Origin of the sequence: Pseudomonas sp. MD330_10 (assembly GCF_042610415.1) — a bacterium.
GTDB lineage: Bacteria > Pseudomonadota > Gammaproteobacteria > Pseudomonadales > Pseudomonadaceae > Aquipseudomonas > Aquipseudomonas rhodesiae.
The window spans coordinates 15,224-32,745 of sequence record NZ_JBHGZU010000019.1 but is presented as its reverse complement, the minus strand read 5'-3'; the positions used below and the strand labels follow the sequence as shown (position 1 = coordinate 32,745).

The 17,522-nt window shown below is 58.6% G+C and carries 20 protein-coding genes and 1 pseudogene; 15 read left to right on the top strand and 6 right to left on the bottom strand.

The window, feature by feature from the left end; translation table 11 throughout:
• The first annotated feature begins 25 nt into the window (after positions 1 to 25).
• The 10 genes from ccmA to ACFZPT_RS22530 all read left to right on the top strand — a co-directional run bounded on the left by ccmA (position 26) and on the right by ACFZPT_RS22530 (position 7,383).
• The gene (gene ccmA / locus ACFZPT_RS22575) at positions 26 to 661 is read left to right on the top strand and encodes a cytochrome c biogenesis heme-transporting ATPase CcmA (RefSeq protein ID WP_034112678.1); all 636 of its coding nucleotides are present in this window, start codon (positions 26 to 28) and stop codon (positions 659 to 661) included.
• Positions 658 to 1,326, top strand: coding sequence for a heme exporter protein CcmB (ccmB, locus tag ACFZPT_RS22570; protein WP_034096629.1), 669 nt, complete (start codon positions 658 to 660; stop codon positions 1,324 to 1,326). Before ccmA ends, ccmB begins: the two co-directional genes overlap by 4 nt.
• Before the next feature lie 85 nt (positions 1,327 to 1,411).
• Complete coding sequence (locus ACFZPT_RS22565) at positions 1,412 to 2,167, top strand: heme ABC transporter permease (RefSeq protein ID WP_034112681.1); 756 nt, start codon at positions 1,412 to 1,414, stop codon at positions 2,165 to 2,167.
• Positions 2,164 to 2,340, top strand: coding sequence for a heme exporter protein CcmD (ccmD, locus tag ACFZPT_RS22560; protein ID WP_034096631.1), 177 nt, complete (start codon positions 2,164 to 2,166; stop codon positions 2,338 to 2,340). The genes ACFZPT_RS22565 and ccmD overlap by 4 nt, the downstream gene beginning before the upstream one ends.
• Positions 2,337 to 2,792 carry a cytochrome c maturation protein CcmE gene (gene ccmE / locus ACFZPT_RS22555; RefSeq protein ID WP_034096632.1) on the top strand — a complete coding sequence of 152 codons (456 nt, stop codon included), beginning with the start codon at positions 2,337 to 2,339 and terminating at the stop codon, positions 2,790 to 2,792. The genes ccmD and ccmE overlap by 4 nt, the downstream gene beginning before the upstream one ends.
• A gap of 3 nt (positions 2,793 to 2,795) precedes the next feature.
• A complete protein-coding gene (locus ACFZPT_RS22550; protein WP_099313108.1) occupies positions 2,796 to 4,784 on the top strand; it encodes a heme lyase CcmF/NrfE family subunit in 1,989 nt (662 codons plus the stop codon).
• Positions 4,781 to 5,317 (top strand): DsbE family thiol:disulfide interchange protein, encoded by a 537-nt coding sequence (locus tag ACFZPT_RS22545; RefSeq protein ID WP_034096634.1) that lies wholly within the window; start codon positions 4,781 to 4,783, stop codon positions 5,315 to 5,317. Before ACFZPT_RS22550 ends, ACFZPT_RS22545 begins: the two co-directional genes overlap by 4 nt.
• A complete protein-coding gene (locus tag ACFZPT_RS22540) occupies positions 5,314 to 5,787 on the top strand; it encodes a cytochrome c-type biogenesis protein (RefSeq protein ID WP_034096635.1) in 474 nt (157 codons plus the stop codon). Before ACFZPT_RS22545 ends, ACFZPT_RS22540 begins: the two co-directional genes overlap by 4 nt.
• Positions 5,780 to 6,973: a c-type cytochrome biogenesis protein CcmI gene (gene ccmI / locus ACFZPT_RS22535; protein WP_099313109.1), complete on the top strand. Its 1,194-nt coding sequence runs from the start codon at positions 5,780 to 5,782 to the stop codon at positions 6,971 to 6,973. The genes ACFZPT_RS22540 and ccmI overlap by 8 nt, the downstream gene beginning before the upstream one ends.
• 14 nt (positions 6,974 to 6,987) lie before the next feature.
• Positions 6,988 to 7,383 (top strand): lipoprotein, encoded by a 396-nt coding sequence (locus ACFZPT_RS22530; protein WP_040266271.1) that lies wholly within the window; start codon positions 6,988 to 6,990, stop codon positions 7,381 to 7,383.
• A 108-nt stretch (positions 7,384 to 7,491) separates the two neighbouring features.
• On the opposite strand, the pseudogene ACFZPT_RS22525 reads toward ACFZPT_RS22530, so the two are convergent.
• A pseudogene (locus ACFZPT_RS22525) lies at positions 7,492 to 7,638 on the bottom strand (IS5/IS1182 family transposase); the annotation flags it as partial.
• Between the two features lie 253 nt (positions 7,639 to 7,891).
• Positions 7,892 to 8,080: a DUF6124 family protein gene (locus ACFZPT_RS22520; protein ID WP_232925767.1), complete on the bottom strand. Its 189-nt coding sequence runs from the start codon at positions 8,078 to 8,080 to the stop codon at positions 7,892 to 7,894.
• A 488-nt stretch (positions 8,081 to 8,568) separates the two neighbouring features.
• Here ACFZPT_RS22520 and ACFZPT_RS22515 point away from each other — a divergent pair, with 488 nt between their 5' ends.
• From ACFZPT_RS22515 to phnN, 5 genes are all read left to right on the top strand, one after another.
• Positions 8,569 to 9,519 (top strand): cysteine synthase family protein, encoded by a 951-nt coding sequence (locus ACFZPT_RS22515; RefSeq protein WP_047882251.1) that lies wholly within the window; start codon positions 8,569 to 8,571, stop codon positions 9,517 to 9,519.
• Positions 9,516 to 10,091, top strand: coding sequence for a phosphoribosyltransferase family protein (locus tag ACFZPT_RS22510; protein WP_034112793.1), 576 nt, complete (start codon positions 9,516 to 9,518; stop codon positions 10,089 to 10,091). Before ACFZPT_RS22515 ends, ACFZPT_RS22510 begins: the two co-directional genes overlap by 4 nt.
• A gap of 20 nt (positions 10,092 to 10,111) precedes the next feature.
• Positions 10,112 to 11,023: a DMT family transporter gene (locus tag ACFZPT_RS22505; protein WP_034112689.1), complete on the top strand. Its 912-nt coding sequence runs from the start codon at positions 10,112 to 10,114 to the stop codon at positions 11,021 to 11,023.
• On the top strand, positions 11,020 to 12,270 hold the full coding sequence (locus tag ACFZPT_RS22500; RefSeq protein WP_099313110.1) for an ATP-grasp domain-containing protein: 1,251 nt from the start codon (positions 11,020 to 11,022) through the stop codon (positions 12,268 to 12,270). Before ACFZPT_RS22505 ends, ACFZPT_RS22500 begins: the two co-directional genes overlap by 4 nt.
• 105 nt (positions 12,271 to 12,375) lie before the next feature.
• A complete protein-coding gene (gene phnN, locus ACFZPT_RS22495; protein WP_040266273.1) occupies positions 12,376 to 12,948 on the top strand; it encodes a phosphonate metabolism protein/1,5-bisphosphokinase (PRPP-forming) PhnN in 573 nt (190 codons plus the stop codon).
• A gap of 153 nt (positions 12,949 to 13,101) precedes the next feature.
• Here phnN and ACFZPT_RS22490 read toward each other — a convergent pair whose 3' ends face one another.
• The 4 genes from ACFZPT_RS22490 to ACFZPT_RS22475 form a co-directional block, all read right to left on the bottom strand.
• Positions 13,102 to 14,301 (bottom strand): MFS transporter, encoded by a 1,200-nt coding sequence (locus ACFZPT_RS22490; protein WP_099313111.1) that lies wholly within the window; start codon positions 14,299 to 14,301, stop codon positions 13,102 to 13,104.
• 268 nt (positions 14,302 to 14,569) lie between these two features.
• Positions 14,570 to 15,574, bottom strand: coding sequence for a sulfate ABC transporter substrate-binding protein (locus ACFZPT_RS22485; protein WP_099313112.1), 1,005 nt, complete (start codon positions 15,572 to 15,574; stop codon positions 14,570 to 14,572).
• Positions 15,575 to 15,670: 96 nt separating this feature from the next.
• Positions 15,671 to 16,495 (bottom strand): ion transporter, encoded by an 825-nt coding sequence (locus tag ACFZPT_RS22480; protein WP_034096645.1) that lies wholly within the window; start codon positions 16,493 to 16,495, stop codon positions 15,671 to 15,673.
• A 31-nt stretch (positions 16,496 to 16,526) separates the two neighbouring features.
• Entirely contained in the window at positions 16,527 to 17,402 is an 876-nt protein-coding gene (locus tag ACFZPT_RS22475; RefSeq protein ID WP_099313113.1) for an urea transporter, read from the bottom strand.
• Positions 17,403 to 17,522: the final 120 nt, after the last annotated feature.

Below are 17,522 nucleotides of genomic sequence, written 5' to 3'. Positions count from 1 at the left end.
TTGAACCGTAAAGGCCCGCGATCTTTTGACCAGCCCTCTTCTTGAAGCCGTAGCGCTTGCCTGTGAACGCGACCTGCGCCTGCTGTTCGAGCACCTCGAACTGCGGCTGGCGGCCGGCGACATGGTGCAGGTCAGTGGCCCCAACGGCAGTGGCAAGACCAGCCTGCTGCGCCTGCTGGCCGGGTTGATGCAACCCACGGCCGGTGAAGTGCGCCTCAACGGCAAGCCTCTTAACGAGCAGCGCGGCGAATTGGCGCGCAATCTGATCTGGATCGGCCATGCCGCCGGTATCAAAGATGTGCTCACTCCCGAAGAAAACCTCAGCTGGCTCACCGCCCTGCATCACCCCGCGTCCCGCGAGGCGATCTGGCAGGCGCTGGCCGCTGTCGGCCTTAAAGGCTTTGAAGACGTGCCTTGCCACACCTTGTCCGCCGGCCAGCAGCGCCGTGTCGCTCTGGCGCGCCTGTATTTGCCGGGCGCGCCGCTGTGGGTTCTCGATGAACCCTTCACTGCCCTGGATAAGCAAGGCGTGGCCCAATTGGAAGAACACCTGGCCCGGCATTGCGAGCAGGGCGGTCTGGTGCTGCTCACCACGCACCACAGTTTGACGCGGGTGCCCGCCGGTTACCGTGAGTTGGACCTGGGGCGGTGGTCGCTATGAGTGTGTTCGCCTTGCTGGTCGCCCGCGAAGCGCGCTTGCTGTGCCGCCGCCCAGCTGAATTGGCCAACCCGCTGGTGTTCTTTGCCATCGTGATTGCGTTGTTCCCGCTGGCGGTCGGTCCCGAGACTAAACTGTTGCAAACCTTGTCGCCGGGACTGGTGTGGGTAGCGGCGCTTTTGTCCGTCCTGCTCTCGCTGGACGGGCTGTTTCGCAGTGATTTCGAGGACGGTTCTCTGGAACAGTGGGTCCTTTCGTCGCACCCCCTGCCACTTCTGGTGTTGGCCAAGGTACTGGCACACTGGGCTTTTTCCGGCTTGGCGCTAGTCTTGCTCTCGCCGCTGCTGGCGATGATGCTGGGTTTGCCCGTCGAATGCCTGCCGATCCTGCTGCTGAGCCTGTTGCTCGGTACGCCGGTCCTCAGCCTGCTGGGGGCGGTGGGCGCGGCGCTGACAGTAGGTTTGAAGCGCGGCGGGCTGTTGCTGGCGCTATTGATCCTGCCGTTGTACATCCCGGTATTGATCCTCGGCAGCGGTGCCTTGCAAGCCGCGCTCATGGGCATGCCGGCAACCGGTTACCTGCTGTGGCTTGGCAGCCTGACCGCCCTGGCGGTAACCCTGACACCTTTTGCGATAGCCGCCGGCCTGAAGATCAGCGTCGGCGAATAATGAGGTCTGGCCGGGCGTTATGCCTTCGCCAGTAAAGACCCTAAGCTGCTTGCCACGACAAGCGGTAACCGTGACGGAAACAGCAATGAACTGGACCTGGTTTCACAAGCTCGGCTCGCCCAAATGGTTTTATGGCATCAGCGGTAAATTGCTGCCGTGGTTGAGCCTCTTCGCCGCAGCGCTGATCGGCATCGGCCTGGTCTGGGGCCTGGCCTTCGCGCCGCCGGACTACCAGCAAGGCAATAGCTTCCGGATCATCTATATCCACGTGCCCACCGCGCTGCTGGCCCAGTCCTGCTACGTGATGCTGGCGGTGTGCGGCATTGTCGGGCTGGTGTGGAAGATGAAACTGGCCGACGTGGCCCTACAATGCGCCGCGCCCATCGGCGCGTGGATGACCGCCGTGGCGCTGGTCACCGGCGCCATCTGGGGCAAACCCACCTGGGGCTCGTGGTGGGTGTGGGATGCACGACTGACGTCTATGTTGATCCTGCTGTTTCTGTACTTCGGTCTGATTGCGCTGGGCAATGCGATCAGCAATCGTGACAGCGCCGCCAAGGCCTGCGCGGTACTGGCCATCGTCGGTGTGATCAATATTCCGATCATCAAGTACTCGGTGGAGTGGTGGAACACCCTGCACCAGGGCGCCACCTTCACCCTCACGGAAAAACCGGCGATGCCCGTGGAAATGTGGGCGCCGCTGCTGTTGATGGTGCTGGGGTTCTATTGTTTCTTCGGCGCGGTGCTGCTGATGCGCATGCGCCTTGAAGTGCTCAAGCGCGAGGCCCGCGCCAGTTGGGTCAAGGCCGAAGTGCAAAGCTGCCTGGGGGCGCGGGGATGAGTTTCAGTTCTTTCGGCGATTTTCTCGCCATGGGCCATCACGGCCTGTATGTCTGGACGGCCTATGGCATCTGCCTGGCGGTGCTGGCCCTCAACGTCGTCGCGCCGATCCTGGCGCGCAAGCGTTACCTGCAACAAGAGGCGCGTCGTCTGCGCCGGGAGACCGATAAGTGAATCCGCTGCGTAGAAAGCGTCTGTTGATCATCCTTGCCATCCTGGTGGGCGTCGGCATTGCCGTGGGCCTGGCCTTGAGCGCCTTGCAGCAGAACATCAACCTGTTTTACACGCCGACCCAGATCGCCAATGGCGAAGCGCCGCTGGACACACGCATCCGTGCCGGCGGAATGGTGGAGAAAGGCTCGCTGAAGCGTTCCGGCGATTCCCTGGACGTCACCTTCGTGGTCACCGACTTCAACAAGGCCGTGACCATCACCTACCGCGGCATCCTCCCGGACCTGTTCCGCGAAGGCCAGGGCATCGTCGCCCTGGGCAAACTCAACGCCGACGGCGTGGTAGTGGCCGATGAAGTGCTGGCCAAGCACGACGAAAAGTACATGCCGCCGGAAGTCACCAAAGCCTTGAAAGACAGCGGCCAGTCCGCCCCAGCACCCGCGAAGGAGGGCTAAGCCATGACGTCCGCACTGTTTATTCCCGAGCTGGGCCAGTTGGCGATGATCCTCGCGCTGTGCCTGGCGATTGTTCAGGCCGTGGTGCCGTTGCTCGGTGCCTGGCGCGGTGATCGACTGTGGATGAGCCTGGCGCAGCCGGCTGCCTGGGGGCAGTTTGCGTTCCTGCTGTTCGCCTTCGGTTGCCTGACGTACGCCTTTATGACCGACGATTTTTCCGTCGCCTATGTCGCCAATAACTCCAACAGCGCACTGCCTTGGTACTACAAGTTCAGCGCCGTGTGGGGCGCCCACGAAGGTTCATTGCTGCTGTGGGCGCTGATCCTCGGCGCCTGGACCTTCGCGGTGTCGGTGTTTTCCCGCCAGTTACCGCAAATCATGCTGGCCCGCGTGCTGGCCGTGATGGGCATGATCAGCATCGGCTTCCTGCTGTTCCTGATCATCACCTCCAACCCGTTCAGCCGTATCCTGCCGCAGGTTCCGGCCGACGGTCGTGACCTCAACCCGTTGTTGCAGGACATCGGCCTGATCGTGCACCCACCGATGCTCTACATGGGCTACGTGGGGTTCTCCGTGGCCTTCGCCTTTGCCATCGCCGCCTTGCTCGGCGGGCGGTTGGATGCGGCGTGGGCACGCTGGTCGCGGCCGTGGACCATCGTCGCTTGGGCTTTCCTCGGCATTGGCATCACCCTTGGTTCGTGGTGGGCCTACTACGAACTTGGCTGGGGCGGCTGGTGGTTCTGGGACCCGGTGGAAAACGCCTCGTTCATGCCATGGCTGGTGGGCACCGCGCTGATTCACTCCCTGGCGGTCACCGAAAAACGCGGCGTGTTCAAGAGCTGGACCGTGCTGCTGGCCATCGCGGCCTTTTCCCTCAGCCTGCTGGGCACCTTCCTTGTGCGTTCGGGCGTACTGACTTCGGTGCACGCGTTTGCCTCCGACCCGGCGCGCGGCATCTTCATCCTGATATTCCTGCTGTTCGTGGTCGGTGGTTCGCTGACCCTGTTCGCCCTGCGCGCGCCGGTGGTCAAGAGCCAGGTGGGCTTCAACCTGTGGTCGCGGGAAACCCTGCTGCTGGGCAATAACTTGGTGCTGGTGGTGGCCGCGTCGATGATCCTGCTCGGCACGTTGTATCCGCTGGTGCTGGATGCGTTGAGCGGCGCCAAGCTGTCCGTGGGCCCACCGTATTTCAACGCCTTGTTTATTCCGTTGATGGGCTTGTTGATGGTGGTGATGGCGGTCGGCGTACTGGTGCGCTGGAAGGACACCCCGGTGAAATGGTTGCTCGGCATGTTGATGCCGGTGTTGCTGGGCAGCGTGGCCCTCGCCGTGATCGCGGGTATCGCCTACGGCGACTTCAACTGGGCGGTGCTGGCCACGTTCCTGCTGGCAGCCTGGGTGCTGCTGGCCGGCGTGCGCGACATCGTCGACAAAACCCGCCACAAAGGCCTGATCAAAGGGTTGCCGACGTTGACCCGCAGCTACTGGGGCATGCAGATCGCGCACCTGGGCATTGCCGTGTGCGCCCTCGGCGTAGTGCTTTCCAGCCAGAACAGCGCCGAGCGCGACTTGCGTCTGGCACCGGGCGAGTCCATGGACCTGGCCGGTTACCACTTTATTTTCGAAGGCGCCAAGCACTTCGAAGGGCCGAACTTCACGTCAGACAAAGGCACCGTGCGCGTCGTACGAAACGGCAAGGAAATCGCCGTGCTGCACCCGGAAAAACGCCTCTACACCGTGCAGAGTTCGATGATGACCGAGGCTGGTATCGACGCCGGTTTCACCCGCGACCTCTACGTGGCCCTGGGTGAGCCGCTGGGCGAGGGGGCGTGGGCGGTGCGCGTGCACGTCAAGCCGTTCGTGCGCTGGATCTGGTTCGGCGGCCTGCTCACCGGTTTCGGTGGTTTGCTGGCAGCACTGGACCGGCGCTATCGAGTCAAGGTCAAAAGCCGCGTGCGTGAAGCGCTCGGCCTGCAAGGAGCGGCGGTATGAAGCGTTGGTTAATGGTGTTGCCGCTGGCGGCGTTTCTGGTGGTGGCGGTCTTCCTGTATCGCGGCTTGTACCTGGACCCGGCCGAACTGCCCTCGGCGATGATTGGCAAGCCGTTCCCGGAATTTTCCCTGCCTACCGTGCAGGGCGATAAAACCCTGACCCGTGCCGACCTGCTGGGTAAGCCGGCGCTGGTCAACGTGTGGGGCACCTGGTGCATCTCATGCCGCGTGGAACATCCGGTGCTGAACAAACTGGCCGAGCGCGGCGTGGTGATCTACGGCATCAACTATAAGGACGACAACGCGGCGGCGCTTAAATGGCTGGCCGAGTTCCACAACCCATACCAATTGGACATCCGCGACGAAGACGGCAATCTCGGCCTGAACCTGGGCGTCTACGGCGCTCCGGAAACCTTCTTCATCGATGCCAAGGGCGTGATCCGCGACAAGTACGTCGGGGTGATCGACGAAGTGGTATGGCGCGAGCAATTGGCCGCCAAGTACCAGGCGCTGGTTGATGAGGCCAAGCCATGAAGCGCTTGTTAGCCGCTGCCGTACTGGCACTGGGCTTGGCCGGCGTGGCCCACGCCGCCATCGACACCTATGAGTTCGCCAATGACGCCGAGCGCGAGCGCTTTCGCGACCTGACCAAAGAACTGCGCTGCCCCAAATGCCAGAACCAGGACATTGCCGACTCCAACGCGCCCATCGCCGCTGACCTGCGCAAAGAGATCTTCCGCATGTTGGGGGAGGGCAAGGACAACCAGCAGATCATCGACTTCATGGTCGACCGCTACGGTGACTTTGTGCGTTACAAACCGGCGCTGACCGGCAAGACCGCGTTGCTCTGGTTTGGCCCCGCCGCGCTGTTGCTCACCGGTGTGGTGGTAATGGCTGTGATCGTCCGCCGCCGCCGCGCCGCGCCCACCGATGGCTCCGACGCGCTATCCCCTCAAGAGCGCCAACGTCTCGACCACTTGCTGGACAAAACCTCTGATGATTGATTTCTGGCTCGCAGCAGGCTTGCTGCTTTTGGTTGCCCTGAGTTTTCTGTTGATCCCTGTGTTACGTGGCCGCCGTGCCCAGCGCGAGGAGGATCGCACCGCACTGAATGTGGCGCTCTACCAAGAGCGCGTGGCCGAACTGCAAACCCAGCAGGCCGAAGGCGTGCTCGACGCCGCGCAACTTGACACCGGCCGCGCCGAAGCCGCCCGCGAATTGCTGGCCGACACCGAAGGTGTGGAAGCCCCCCGCGAATCGCGTCTGGGTAAACCGCTGCCGTTGCTGGCCGCGTTTCTGGTGCCGGTGCTGGGCCTGGGCTTGTACCTGCACTTTGGTGCCAGCGACAAGGTGGAACTGACCCGCGAATTCTCCCAGCCGCCGGTGTCGCTGCAAGACATGACCCAGCGTTTGGAACGCGCCGCCGCCGCCCAGCCGGATTCGGCCGAAGGCCTGTACTTCCTCGGTCGCGCCTACATGGCCCAGGATCGCTCCGCCGATGCGGCCAAGGTCTTCGAGCGCGCCGTGGCCCTGGCCGGTCGCCAGCCGGAACTGATCGGCCAGTGGGCCCAGGCCCAGTATTTTGCCGACAACAAACAATGGTCGCCGAAGATCCAGGCATTGACGGACGAGGCGTTGAAGCTCGACCCGAAAGAAGTCACCAGCCTCGGCTTGCTCGGCATTGCCGCGTTTGAAGGCGAGCGCTATCAGGACGCTATCGACTACTGGGGGCGTCTACTCGCGCAACTGCCGCCGGAAGACAATTCCCGCGTCGCGCTGCAAGGCGGCATCGACCGCGCCGCGCAAAAACTCAAGGAAAGTGGCGGCACCGTCGCCCAGGCGGCTAAGGCGGCAACCTTGAAAGTGCGCGTGGATGTGTCCGCTGACGTAAAGGCCAAGGCCCTGCCAGGCGACAGCGTGTTTATCTTCGCCCGTGCCGTGAGTGGCCCGCCGGCACCGTTGGCGGCCAAGCGCGTCACCGTGGCCGAGTTGCCGATCACCGTCGAACTGGGCGATGCCGACGCGATGATGCCGCAGTTGAAACTGTCCAACTTCCCCGAAGTCCAACTGGTTGCGCGCATATCCCGGGCTGGTCAACCGACCGCCGGCGAGTGGATCGGCCGCAGCCAACCCCTGGCCAGCTCCACCACTGCGTTGCAGCAGCTGACCATCGACAGTCCGGACAAGTAATTCGAGGAAACGCCATGACCGCATTCGCACGTATCACCTTGCTCAGCCTGGTATTGGGCCTGAGCGCTTGTGCGGTCCACCGGCCACCGCCTGCGCCGACCGGCCCGACCATCCCGCCGTCGGGCCCATCGACCCAGCCCAGCACCAAACCGTCCGGCCCGGTAACCCCGCCGCCAAAGCCGCTGCCAACCAAGTCCCCGACCTTCGCCCCACCACCGGGCGCCGCCAGCCACTGGGACGGCAAGATGCAGGTGTATGTGCTGGACGAACAACCCGATACCTTCTACCGCCAGCGCACCTACTACCGCTGGAGCAACGGCTGGAGCCGCTCCATCAGCCCCAACGGGCCATGGGAGGAGACGGACGTGCACGGCGTGCCGCCGGGATTGAGTAAGCAATACGCGCAGTGACAAAAGGCGACCTTCGCAGACTGTGTGAAAACGCACTGATGGTGGTTCCAAGCAAACGCCCCGACTTGCTCGGGGCGTTTGCTTTTGTGCAGACAGCAAGCGGAAAAAGGCCAACGCCATTTCGGCTCTTGTACCCTCAAGCTGTCGCAGCAGGAGGCGAGCATTGCCAAACAACCGCTGCTCAAGGTTGCCGAGCGGATGCGCAACGATGGATCTCCGAGCGGTCATCATTGCTGGATGCGCCAGCATTCGCTCTCCTTGGATGTCGGCCATAACGAAAAATGCTCCGTACCTTTCGATACGGAGCATTTCTTTGAGCGCCGCGCAGATTGTTAATTGTTCACACCGTATGTTCGGGTTGCCTTTTTCATCCTGAAACCCATTCCTCGAAACATGGAGAGCATGTGCGGGAGGGGCGCTGCGAAGATTCAACTTGCCCAACCACTAGAGGTTTTCTCAGCCATCAAGTCACAGGATATTCCCGCTCCAGTGTTTCATTCACCGACAGCTACGCGCTCTCAGCCATCTGCACTAACGCCAGCACCCGCTTGCGACTTGCGCCATCTAGGCTCTCGGCACAATCGTAGGCACAGGCGGTCGCGGATTCCAGCATCTCGCTGGGGTTGTTCAATGCCGCTTCGGTGCTGAGGCCGAGGTGGAGGGTGAAGATCATATTCGGCGTGGATTGTGGAATCACGTTCGAAGCGGATGGCGGGGGGGATTGGGGGTGACCTTTTTCATGCAGTACATCTCCATTCAGTTGGAGCTTACCGCGTCAGCGACCATGCAGAAGAGTGGCGAGCAGTATTCAGGTTGGTCGACCAGGGAATGGAAGTCCCGCCGGGCGTGAGCCCTCCCAAGCACAGCTCGCCATTACACGAAAATGATAATGCCGCGTTCGCGGCACTATGCGCCATTCTAATCCAGGCAACCAAGCCTGATCGCTGATGAGCTGCGATTGCTAAGGGCTAACGATGCCTCATAGCAACTGTAAGCCAACAAGTTTGTAAGAAAAGTCGTGAGAGTTTGACTTGGTTTTTAAAGTGGTTTATCGATATTTGGTCTGACAGACCATTCCTATACATGGGGTAGTGGAAATCACTTGAGTACCTATCTGTTTGGCTAGCTATTTTTTCTGTGAGTAATCAGTTAGCTTCAAGATATTCAAATGTCTTGGGGTTTCAGATGAATCTGCTAGATATCGGTAATACTCCGTTTGTCGAGTTGGCGACTATTTCTCTGAACGGGAATAGAGTTTTTTCCAAATGTGAGTTTCTAAATCCTTCAGGAAGCCATAAAGATAGAACGTACTTGAATATTGTTAGCGAGTTGGAGCGAAGCGGTGAAATTGAACCGGGTATGATCCTTGTAGACTGCTCCACGGGGAATGGCGGTGCGGCACTTGCTTGGATAGGTAGAGCTAAAGGTTACGGTGTAAAAATATTTATGCCTGAGGGGATGACTGAAGAAAGAAAAACGCAAATTCGCTCGTTTGGGGCGCAAATAATTGAAACTCCAAAAGAAGAGTTTTTGTCCGGAGCGGTCGCAAGAGCTAAAAGTTATCGCGCTACAAATCTCTCAAGTGGTATCTACTTTCTCGATCAGTCCGAGAATATCTTAAATAGGGAGGCTTGGAATATCTGTGGAAAGGAAATAGTGGCAGCGCTGAAGGGGCTTGATGTGGTGCCTGATTTTTTCGTATGTTCTATAGGGACTGGAGGCACATTCTCCGGTATTGCTGAAATATTAAAGCGCGAATACAAGAATATAAAAACTGTTGGGATTGAGGTTGACAGTTCAGCGCCTTTGTATGCAAAAAGAAATGATCTGGTTTTTAAACACTGCTCTCATAATCTCATGGGGCTTGGAGCTGGAGTTCTATCGGCGAATACTGTGTCCGCGCTTATTGATGAAATAAGAGTGGTTGATGGTCCTGCCTCTTGGGCTCGAATGAAGAGGTTTATAGCAGAAGAACGACTTGCAGTCGGTCCGACTTGCGGAGCGAATATACTTATTTGTGAAGAAATCGCTGCTGCATTTAGTAATAAGAATATTGTTACTTTGTTTTTTGATAGCTCTTGGAAATACAAAAGTCGATGGGATGGGAACTATCCGGAATACAGCGAGGTGCAATGATGTTGCTCGAAGAGGTTTATAGAAATGCAAAAGTTGTGAGCTCTGGAAAATCTTTAACGACAGTGAATGAGTTTACTGATCAAATACCTGCGCTACGGCCTGCGGTTCTAATGGAAGTGGCTCATGGAATTATAAAGCTAATGGATTTAAGTGTCACAAAAATTGTAACGGAGGAAGATAAAGGTGCTGCATTGGCTACTGCTATCTCCTTGTTGACAGGCATTCCGTTGGCTATGGCAAGGTGGTATTCGTATAATCTTGGAGATGCTAATGAGCAAGTGGTTGATATTAGCTCTGAGTACTTTCAAGGAAAGATGTATCTCAATGGAATCAAAGCGGGCGATAGGGTAGCTATTATTGACGATACATTAAGTACTGGTGGGGCTGTAATTGCATTAGTAGAGGCTGTAAGGGCCTGCGGGGCGGAGCTGGTTGATGCTCTATGTGCTGTTGAAAAAGTTGGGAATCATGGCTTTGATAATGTTCATAGAAGTACGGGCGTCTCTGTAAAGACGCTTATGAAGATATCCGTTCATGAGAAGGGTGTGAGTATAATTAGGGAGGATTTTTAAATTGCTTGGTGGTGTAAATTATGCTGGGTAAAGGTTTTTTATTTGGGCTTTTATTTTGTCTGATTAGTGCGGCGTTCGATGTGTATGTTGCTTTTGTGACACAAGCTGTTAGTACGATTTTAGTCGTTTTTTATTGTTTTATTGTATCGACAGCTTTTTTTGTTGTATGCGCGCTTTGGAGTAACTCGAGATCATTTTTTACGAAAGTGCGCGAGCAGTGGGGAATGGTCGTTGTTATTAATCTTGCTGTGCTGTTCAATTGGGGTGGTTTGTTTTATGCCCTGCGGTATCTTGAGCCAGCAGTGGTGGGAGTGGCAGCTGTAGCCTGCGGCCCAGCGCTAACTTTACTTATCTCTTTCTTTGACAGGCGCAGCGCTAGGGTTGCTTTCGCAGATGCACTTGTGTCCTGCCTGGTGCTAATTTCGGTCGGAATCATGCTTTTCAATTCCTTTTCCGGGAATAGTGGAATCGCTACGACAACATCGGCGCAACGGTTGTTGGGCATAGCCAGTGTGGTGCTGTGCGCGCTCGGAACGGTCATATACACAGTTTTTTCAAAGCAAATGTTTGCTCGGCACTGGTCTATTTTTGAAATTCTTGCCGTTAGGAATATCGCGATGGTTGGTTTTTGCGTTCTCGTTGTTTCAATAATAGGGGGGAGTATTACATTGGATAGAGAACTTTTAATTCCCATGATAATTCTAGTGGGGGTGGGTCATTTACTACCGATATACCTGATCCAGAAAACTATCTATTATCTCACCCCCATCCATGTGTCGCTTGTGCTATTGACTCTCCCGGTATTTGTTCTTTTGCTTCAGTACTTTGATGCTCGTATAGAGTTTTCCGTTGCCAGTGTCTTGGCCGTAAGTATCATCGTTTTTTTGCTTTTGGGGCGGACCTTATATGAATTGAGGAGAGAGAGACTATGATCAGAATCGCCGTCGTTGATGGGTTCTCATCCGGGAAATTTGTCGTGAAGCGATTGAAAGAGGAAGGGTGTGTGTTGATGCACGTGGCCTCCTCGGGCAGTCTGGACAGTTATTATTACAGAGGTTTTGATCCAACACTGTATGACCAAACGATCACAAATACCCATATTGAGGTAACGCTCGCCAGCGTTGAGCATTTCGCGCCCCAGTTCATCATCGCCGGTGCCGAAACCGGTGTGCTGCTCGCCGATCAGTTGAACGAGCGCCTTCAGTTACCGTATCGCAATGACTTCGACAACACCCATGCCCGTCGAAACAAGTTCGCCATGATCGAAACGGTCGCCCAGGCGCAACTGCCCGTAGCACGACAGTGCGTGGCCGGCAGTTGGGCCCTTGCACATGCTTGGATCAACGCCCACGGGCGTTTTCCTGTGGTGGTCAAGCCGCTCGACAGCGCGGGGGCAGATGGGGTGTTTATCTGCGAGGATTTGCCGGCCTGCGAGGCGGCGGTGCAAACGCTGCTGGGCACGGTGAACCGGTTGAACGGCCGCAATACGCAGGTGTTGATTCAGGAGTATCTGGCCGGCCTGGAGTATGTGGTGAACATGGTTTCCGTCGATGGCCAGCAACTGGTCACCGAGGTGGTGCGCTATCAAAAACAGCGCGCTCCGAGAGGCGGCATTCTTTATGACATCGATGAACTGATCGGGCCAGACTCGCCACTCTACTTGCCGTTGGTGGAATACACCCGCGCCGTGGTGCAGTGCCTTGGCATCCGCAACGGCCCTAGCCACGCGGAAGTCATGTTCACCGACGAAGGGCCGAAACTGGTGGAAATCGCCGCGCGTACCGATGGCATTCTTCGTCCTGGCGTATCCCGCCAGACCACCGGGCTGGGGCAGATCGAGGCGGTGGTGTTGTCCATCACCGAACCCGAGGCATTCGCGCAGTTGCTGGCCAGGGACTTCGATTATCAGCGCCTGCAGCGTACTTACAATGTGTGCCTGATCAATCGCACTGAAGGCTACTTCCACAAGGCGCGGTTTGTGGAGGAACTGCTCAAGCTGGCGTCATTCTTTGAGGCGGTGTTCTACGTTGAGGAGGGACAACCCCTGAGCGCGACGCAAGATGTATTCAGCCAGCCAGGTACGGTGTATCTGGTACATGCTGATCCAGCAGTGATCGCTGCGGATTATCAGCGGATCCGATTGCTTGAGGCCCAAGGTATCTACCTCACCTCACACTGATACGTTGCTTTGAGTCTCTGTGCACCCTCTATACTGTCCCGCGACAATTTCCCAGGTGCTGCCAGCCGCTCAATACGGCTGGAGATATACGCAGAGGCTGTTTCAATGGCAGGCAGGTTGATCTATCTCATCGGCCCATCGGGTTCGGGCAAGGACAGCCTGTTGGAGGCCGCGCGTGCGCGTCTGGCCGAGCGCGGTTGCCGCATTGTGCGTCGCGTGATTACCCGCTCGGCGGAAGCGGTGGGCGAGGCGGCGCAGGGTGTGAGCCCCGAACAGTTCGCCGTAATGGAGGCGCAAGGGGCGTTTGCGCTGAGCTGGCAGGCCAATGGGTTGTGTTATGGCATTCCAAAGGTGATCGACGACTGGCTGGCGGCGGGCGCGGACGTGCTGGTCAATGGTTCGCGCGCGCACCTGGCGCTGACCCGCGAGCGCTATCCAACGTTGCTGGTGTTATTGCTGACCGTGGATCAGGCGGTGTTACGCGAGCGTCTGGTGGCACGGGGACGGGAAACACTGGCGGATATTGAAAAGCGCCTGGCGCGTAATGCCCGGTTCACGGCGCAGATGCTGGCCGGTGACGGCGCGGGGCTTTTGCTGCTGGATAACTCCGGCCCGTTGGAACATACCGTGGAGCGTTTGCTGTGTTGCCTGGAGCAAGGGCATTCAGCCTGTGCATGAACGCCGGCAGGGCATCGGTAGTTTGAGCGGATGTATCCCGGCTAATGGGCAAAGGGTGTAGTTCAAGGGCTGTTGATGCAATGGATGCAAAGCTTTCTTCAGTCATCGGGCGCCCTTGGCCAGCGCATCTGAATCTGGGTCAGCCGCTGCGCGTCAGGCCGCAGCCCGTGCCGGGGCCTGACGTGACGCACTGAGAAACCGAAGCAGCGCCACCAGTGGAAACGCGCTGCCCACCAGCATCACCGCCAGCCAGCCACCGTGTTCGTACACGCTGCTGGCAATCGCCGAGCCGAAGGCGCCGCCGATAAAGATGCTGGTCATATACAGCGCGTTCAGGCGGCTGCGGCTGTTGGCGTCCAGCGCGTAAATGGCCCGCTGGCCGAGGACCATGTTCATCTGCACGCAGAAGTCCAAAATCACACCGGTGACCGCCAGGCCGATCACGCTGTACAGCGGATGCACCAAGGCCGGCAGGAAGCTCAGCGCTGCGAATAGCATTGCCAGCAACGATGCGCGATGGGTGTGACCGGCATCGGCCAGGCGCCCGGCGATGGGCGCGGCGATGGCGCCGATGGCACCGACCAGCGCGAAAATCGCGATCTGGGTCTGGCTCAAGCCATGGTTGCGCACCAACTCCAGCGGGGCCGCGGTCCAGAACAAACTGAAGGTGGCGAACAGGCAACCCTGGTAAAAGGCGCGTTGGCGCAACAGCGGTTGTTCACGCAACAAGGTGCCCAGCGAGCGCAGCAGTTGGCCATAGCTGGCGCTGTGGTCGGGTTGGCGTTTGGGGATGGTCAGCATCAGCACCACGCTGATAAACACCATCAACGCCGCTGCGGCCATAAACATTGCGCGCCAGCCAAAGTGATCGGCGACCACACTGGACACCGGCCGCGCCAGCAAAATGCCCAACAGCAGCCCGCCCATGATGCTGCCGACCACCCGACCACGGGATTCCGCGGGCGCCAGGTGCGCGGCCAGGGGAATCAGGATCTGCACCGACACCGAGCTGAAGCCGATCAACAGCGACACCAGCAAGAACAGGTTCGGTTGCTCTGTAACCGCCGCGCCCAGCAGGCTGGCAATGGCCACCACCGTGGTGGCGATCATCAGTTTGCGGTTTTCCAGCAAGTCACCCAGGGGCACCAAAAAGAACAGGCCCAAGGCGTAGCCGATTTGCGTAAGGGACACAATCAGGCTGGCCATGGCGGGGGTGAGGCCAATATCCGGCGCGATCAGTTCGATGATCGGCTGCGCATAGTAGATATTGGCGACGATGGCGCCGCAGCAAAACGCAAACAGCATCACCATGCCTCGGGTCATGGTGTTCGTTGAGTGTGGGGTAGCGTTCATGGTGTTCTCATAAAAGCGAAGGAAGATGGCCTGCGAGGGTAAAGGCAAGGCTTTGCGACGGGTAGGCCGCTTGGAATGATAGTACGTATGTCGGCTGATGATACATTCAGAAACATCTACCCAGCCCCCGCGCAAAACCAATGTGGTAGGGGGCTACACAAGTCTCAAAGGCTGAAATAACTCTGCGGGAGTGGGTTTGCTGTGGTGATGGGGGCAAGCCCGCTCGCCACAGCAAGCCCCCTCCCACAGTTTTAGTGCGTTTGTTTAGTTATTGACCGGAGTAGATCTGGTCAAAAATGCCGCCGTCATTGAAGTGGGTTTTCTGTACCGTGCGCCAGTCACCGAAGGTTTTTTCCACCGACAGGAAATCGACTTTGGGGAAGCGGTCGGTGTACTTGGCCAGCACCGCCGGATCACGTGGGCGCAGGTAGTTGTTCGCGGCGATTTCTTGGCCTTGCGGCGACCACAGGTACTTCAGATAGTCCTCGGCGGCGGCGCGGGTGCCTTTTTTCTCGACCACTTTGTCCACCACCGACACCGGCGGCTCGGCTTCGGCGGATACGCTTGGGTAGATCACTTCGAACTGATCGCGGCCGAATTCGCGGGCGATCATTTCCGCTTCGTTTTCAAAGGTCACCAGCACATCGCCGATCTGGTTGGTCATGAACGTGGTGGTGGCGGCGCGGCCGCCGGTGTCCAGCACGGGAGCTTGTTTGAACAGCTTGCCCACAAAGCTCTTGGCTTTCTCTTCATCCCCGCCGTTCTTGAGTACATAGCCCCAGGCCGACAGGTAGGTGTAGCGGCCGTTGCCCGAGGTTTTCGGGTTGGGCACGATCACCTGCACGCCGTCCTTGAGCAGGTCGGGCCAATCTTTCAAAGCTTTGGGGTTGCCTTTGCGCACGATAAACACCGTGGCCGAGGTGAACGGCGCGCTGTTGTTCGGCAAGCGCGTGACCCAGTTGTCCGGCACCAGTTTGCCGTTGTCGGCCAGGGCATTGATGTCGGTGGCCATGTTCATGGTGATCACGTCAGCCGGTAGGCCGTCGATCACCGAGCGTGCCTGTTTGCTTGAACCGCCAAAGGACATCTGCAAGGTCAGCTTGTCGTCTGGGTGCTCGGCGTCCCAGTGTTTCTGGAACGCCGCGTTGTAGTCCTTGTAGAAATCGCGCATCACATCGTAGGACACGTTAAGCAGCGTAACGGGGGCGGCTTGCACTGCACTCGCCAGGGCAATTCCGGCGGCCAGGAGGGAGGCGCTAAGGCGTTTTTTCACTGCTCATTCCTTGTTGTTCGAGAAGAGGGGACAGGCACAATGCCAGCGACTATAGCCGGGGCCGCATAGTCGCTTAAAGATTAAAAAGAACTTTGCTTATTCCACTTTCTTAAACAGATTGCTGCCACAGCGCGAACAGAATGCCGCATTGGGTTCGTGGGTGTTTTTCTGGCACACCGGGCAGTCGGTCTGCAGCTGTTCGCCGCGCATGGCACTGGCCAGTTCGGCGGTGAAAATCCCGGTGGGCACGGCGATGATTGAGTAACCGGTGATCATCACCAGCGACGAAATCACCTGACCCAGTGGGGTCTTGGGCACGATATCGCCAAAGCCGACAGTGGTCAGGGTCACGATGGCCCAGTAGATGCCCTTGGGAATGCTGGTAAACCCATGTTCCGGGCCTTCGATCACATACATCAGGGTGCCGAACACGGTCACCAGGGTGCACACGCTGACCAGGAACACCACGATCTTCTGCTTGCTGCCGCGCAGTGCCGACATCAGGTAATTGGCTTGCTTGAGGTAGGGGCTGAGCTTGAGCACACGAAATATCCGCAACATACGGATGATGCGGATAATCAGCAGGTACTGCGCGTCGCTGTAATACAGGGCAAGGATGCCAGGCACGATGGCCAGCAAATCCACCAACCCATAAAAGCTGAACGCATAGCGCAACGGCTTGGGCGAGCAGTACAGGCGCAGGCCGTACTCGATGGCGAAGATCAGGGTGAAGCCCCATTCGATATAGGCCAGCACGTCGGCGTAGTTCTGGTGCACCTGGTCGATGCTGTCGAGCATCACGATCACCAGGCTGGCCAGAATGATCAGCAGCAAGATCCCGTCAAACCGCCGCCCCGCCACGGTGTCGCTTTGGAAAACCATGACGTAGAGACGCTGACGCCAATCGTTGTTGCTGTCCATAAATCCTGCCCGAGTCGATTTTCGAGCAAGCCTAGGGGGATTCGAAGGGGCTGTCCATGCGCGGTTTCCGAAGCATCCTGCGGCTGGCGAGCACCAGCCAGCACGCGAGGATAAACGGCGCGGTCAGTACCGGCAGGTGCAGGGCGGCGAAGCCTGGCGTCAGCAGGATCGCCAGCAGGATACCGGCCAGGGGCAGCCAGGCCCGACGACTGATCTGGCTTAACGCCAGGGCCGCCAGCGCTGGGTTGTAGCTGTGCAGGCCGAGCAGGGCGTGTGTGGTTTCACCCAACCCCAGGGCGAACAATGCGCCGCTGCCGGCACCGATGAACGCCCATAACACGGCGCGCCGATTGGCCAGCCACAGGCCCAATGCAATCAGGCCGCCGGCCAATGGCTGATCCAGCAACATGACCTGGGCCAGGCCGGTGAAAGGCGCGCTGAACAGGCCGAAGGCGTCGGCGCTGAGCGTGGCCGCCTCGCCGGGCGTCGCGCGGCCCAGCAGCAGCCAACCTAGACCGACAAAAGGCGCGGTGTAGGGCGGCAAGTCATCGGTCTGGCTGGCGTGGTTCAACCATTGCCGCGTGAGCATAGCGCTGACGCCGCCGCCCGCCAGGATCAATGGCGGCAGCATCGCCGACCACGGCAAGTGCTGGCTGATCAGCAACCCCAGCAGCACGCCGTTGTAGCTATACAAACCGGCCTGGCGCTCGGCTTTGGGATAGCCGCGGCGCTGGGCCGTGAGCAAACCGGCGACGCCACCGAGTAACGCACCGCCCAACAACGCCGGGGCACTGATCAGGATCGCCAGCAGGCAGAGCAGGCCGCACAGGGGATGGCGTTGCAGGAAAATCTGGCTGAAGCCGTTGAGCAACGCTTCGGCCCAGTCGGGGCAGGTTGGGTTGTGCATGGTGGGTATTCAGTTGGGCTGGGGTGAAACCCATCGGGGGCCAGCCCCCTCCCACACTTGATTGGGTTCACAAAGTCATAGCTGTGAATGCAGTCCAATGTGGGAGGGGGCTTGCCCCCG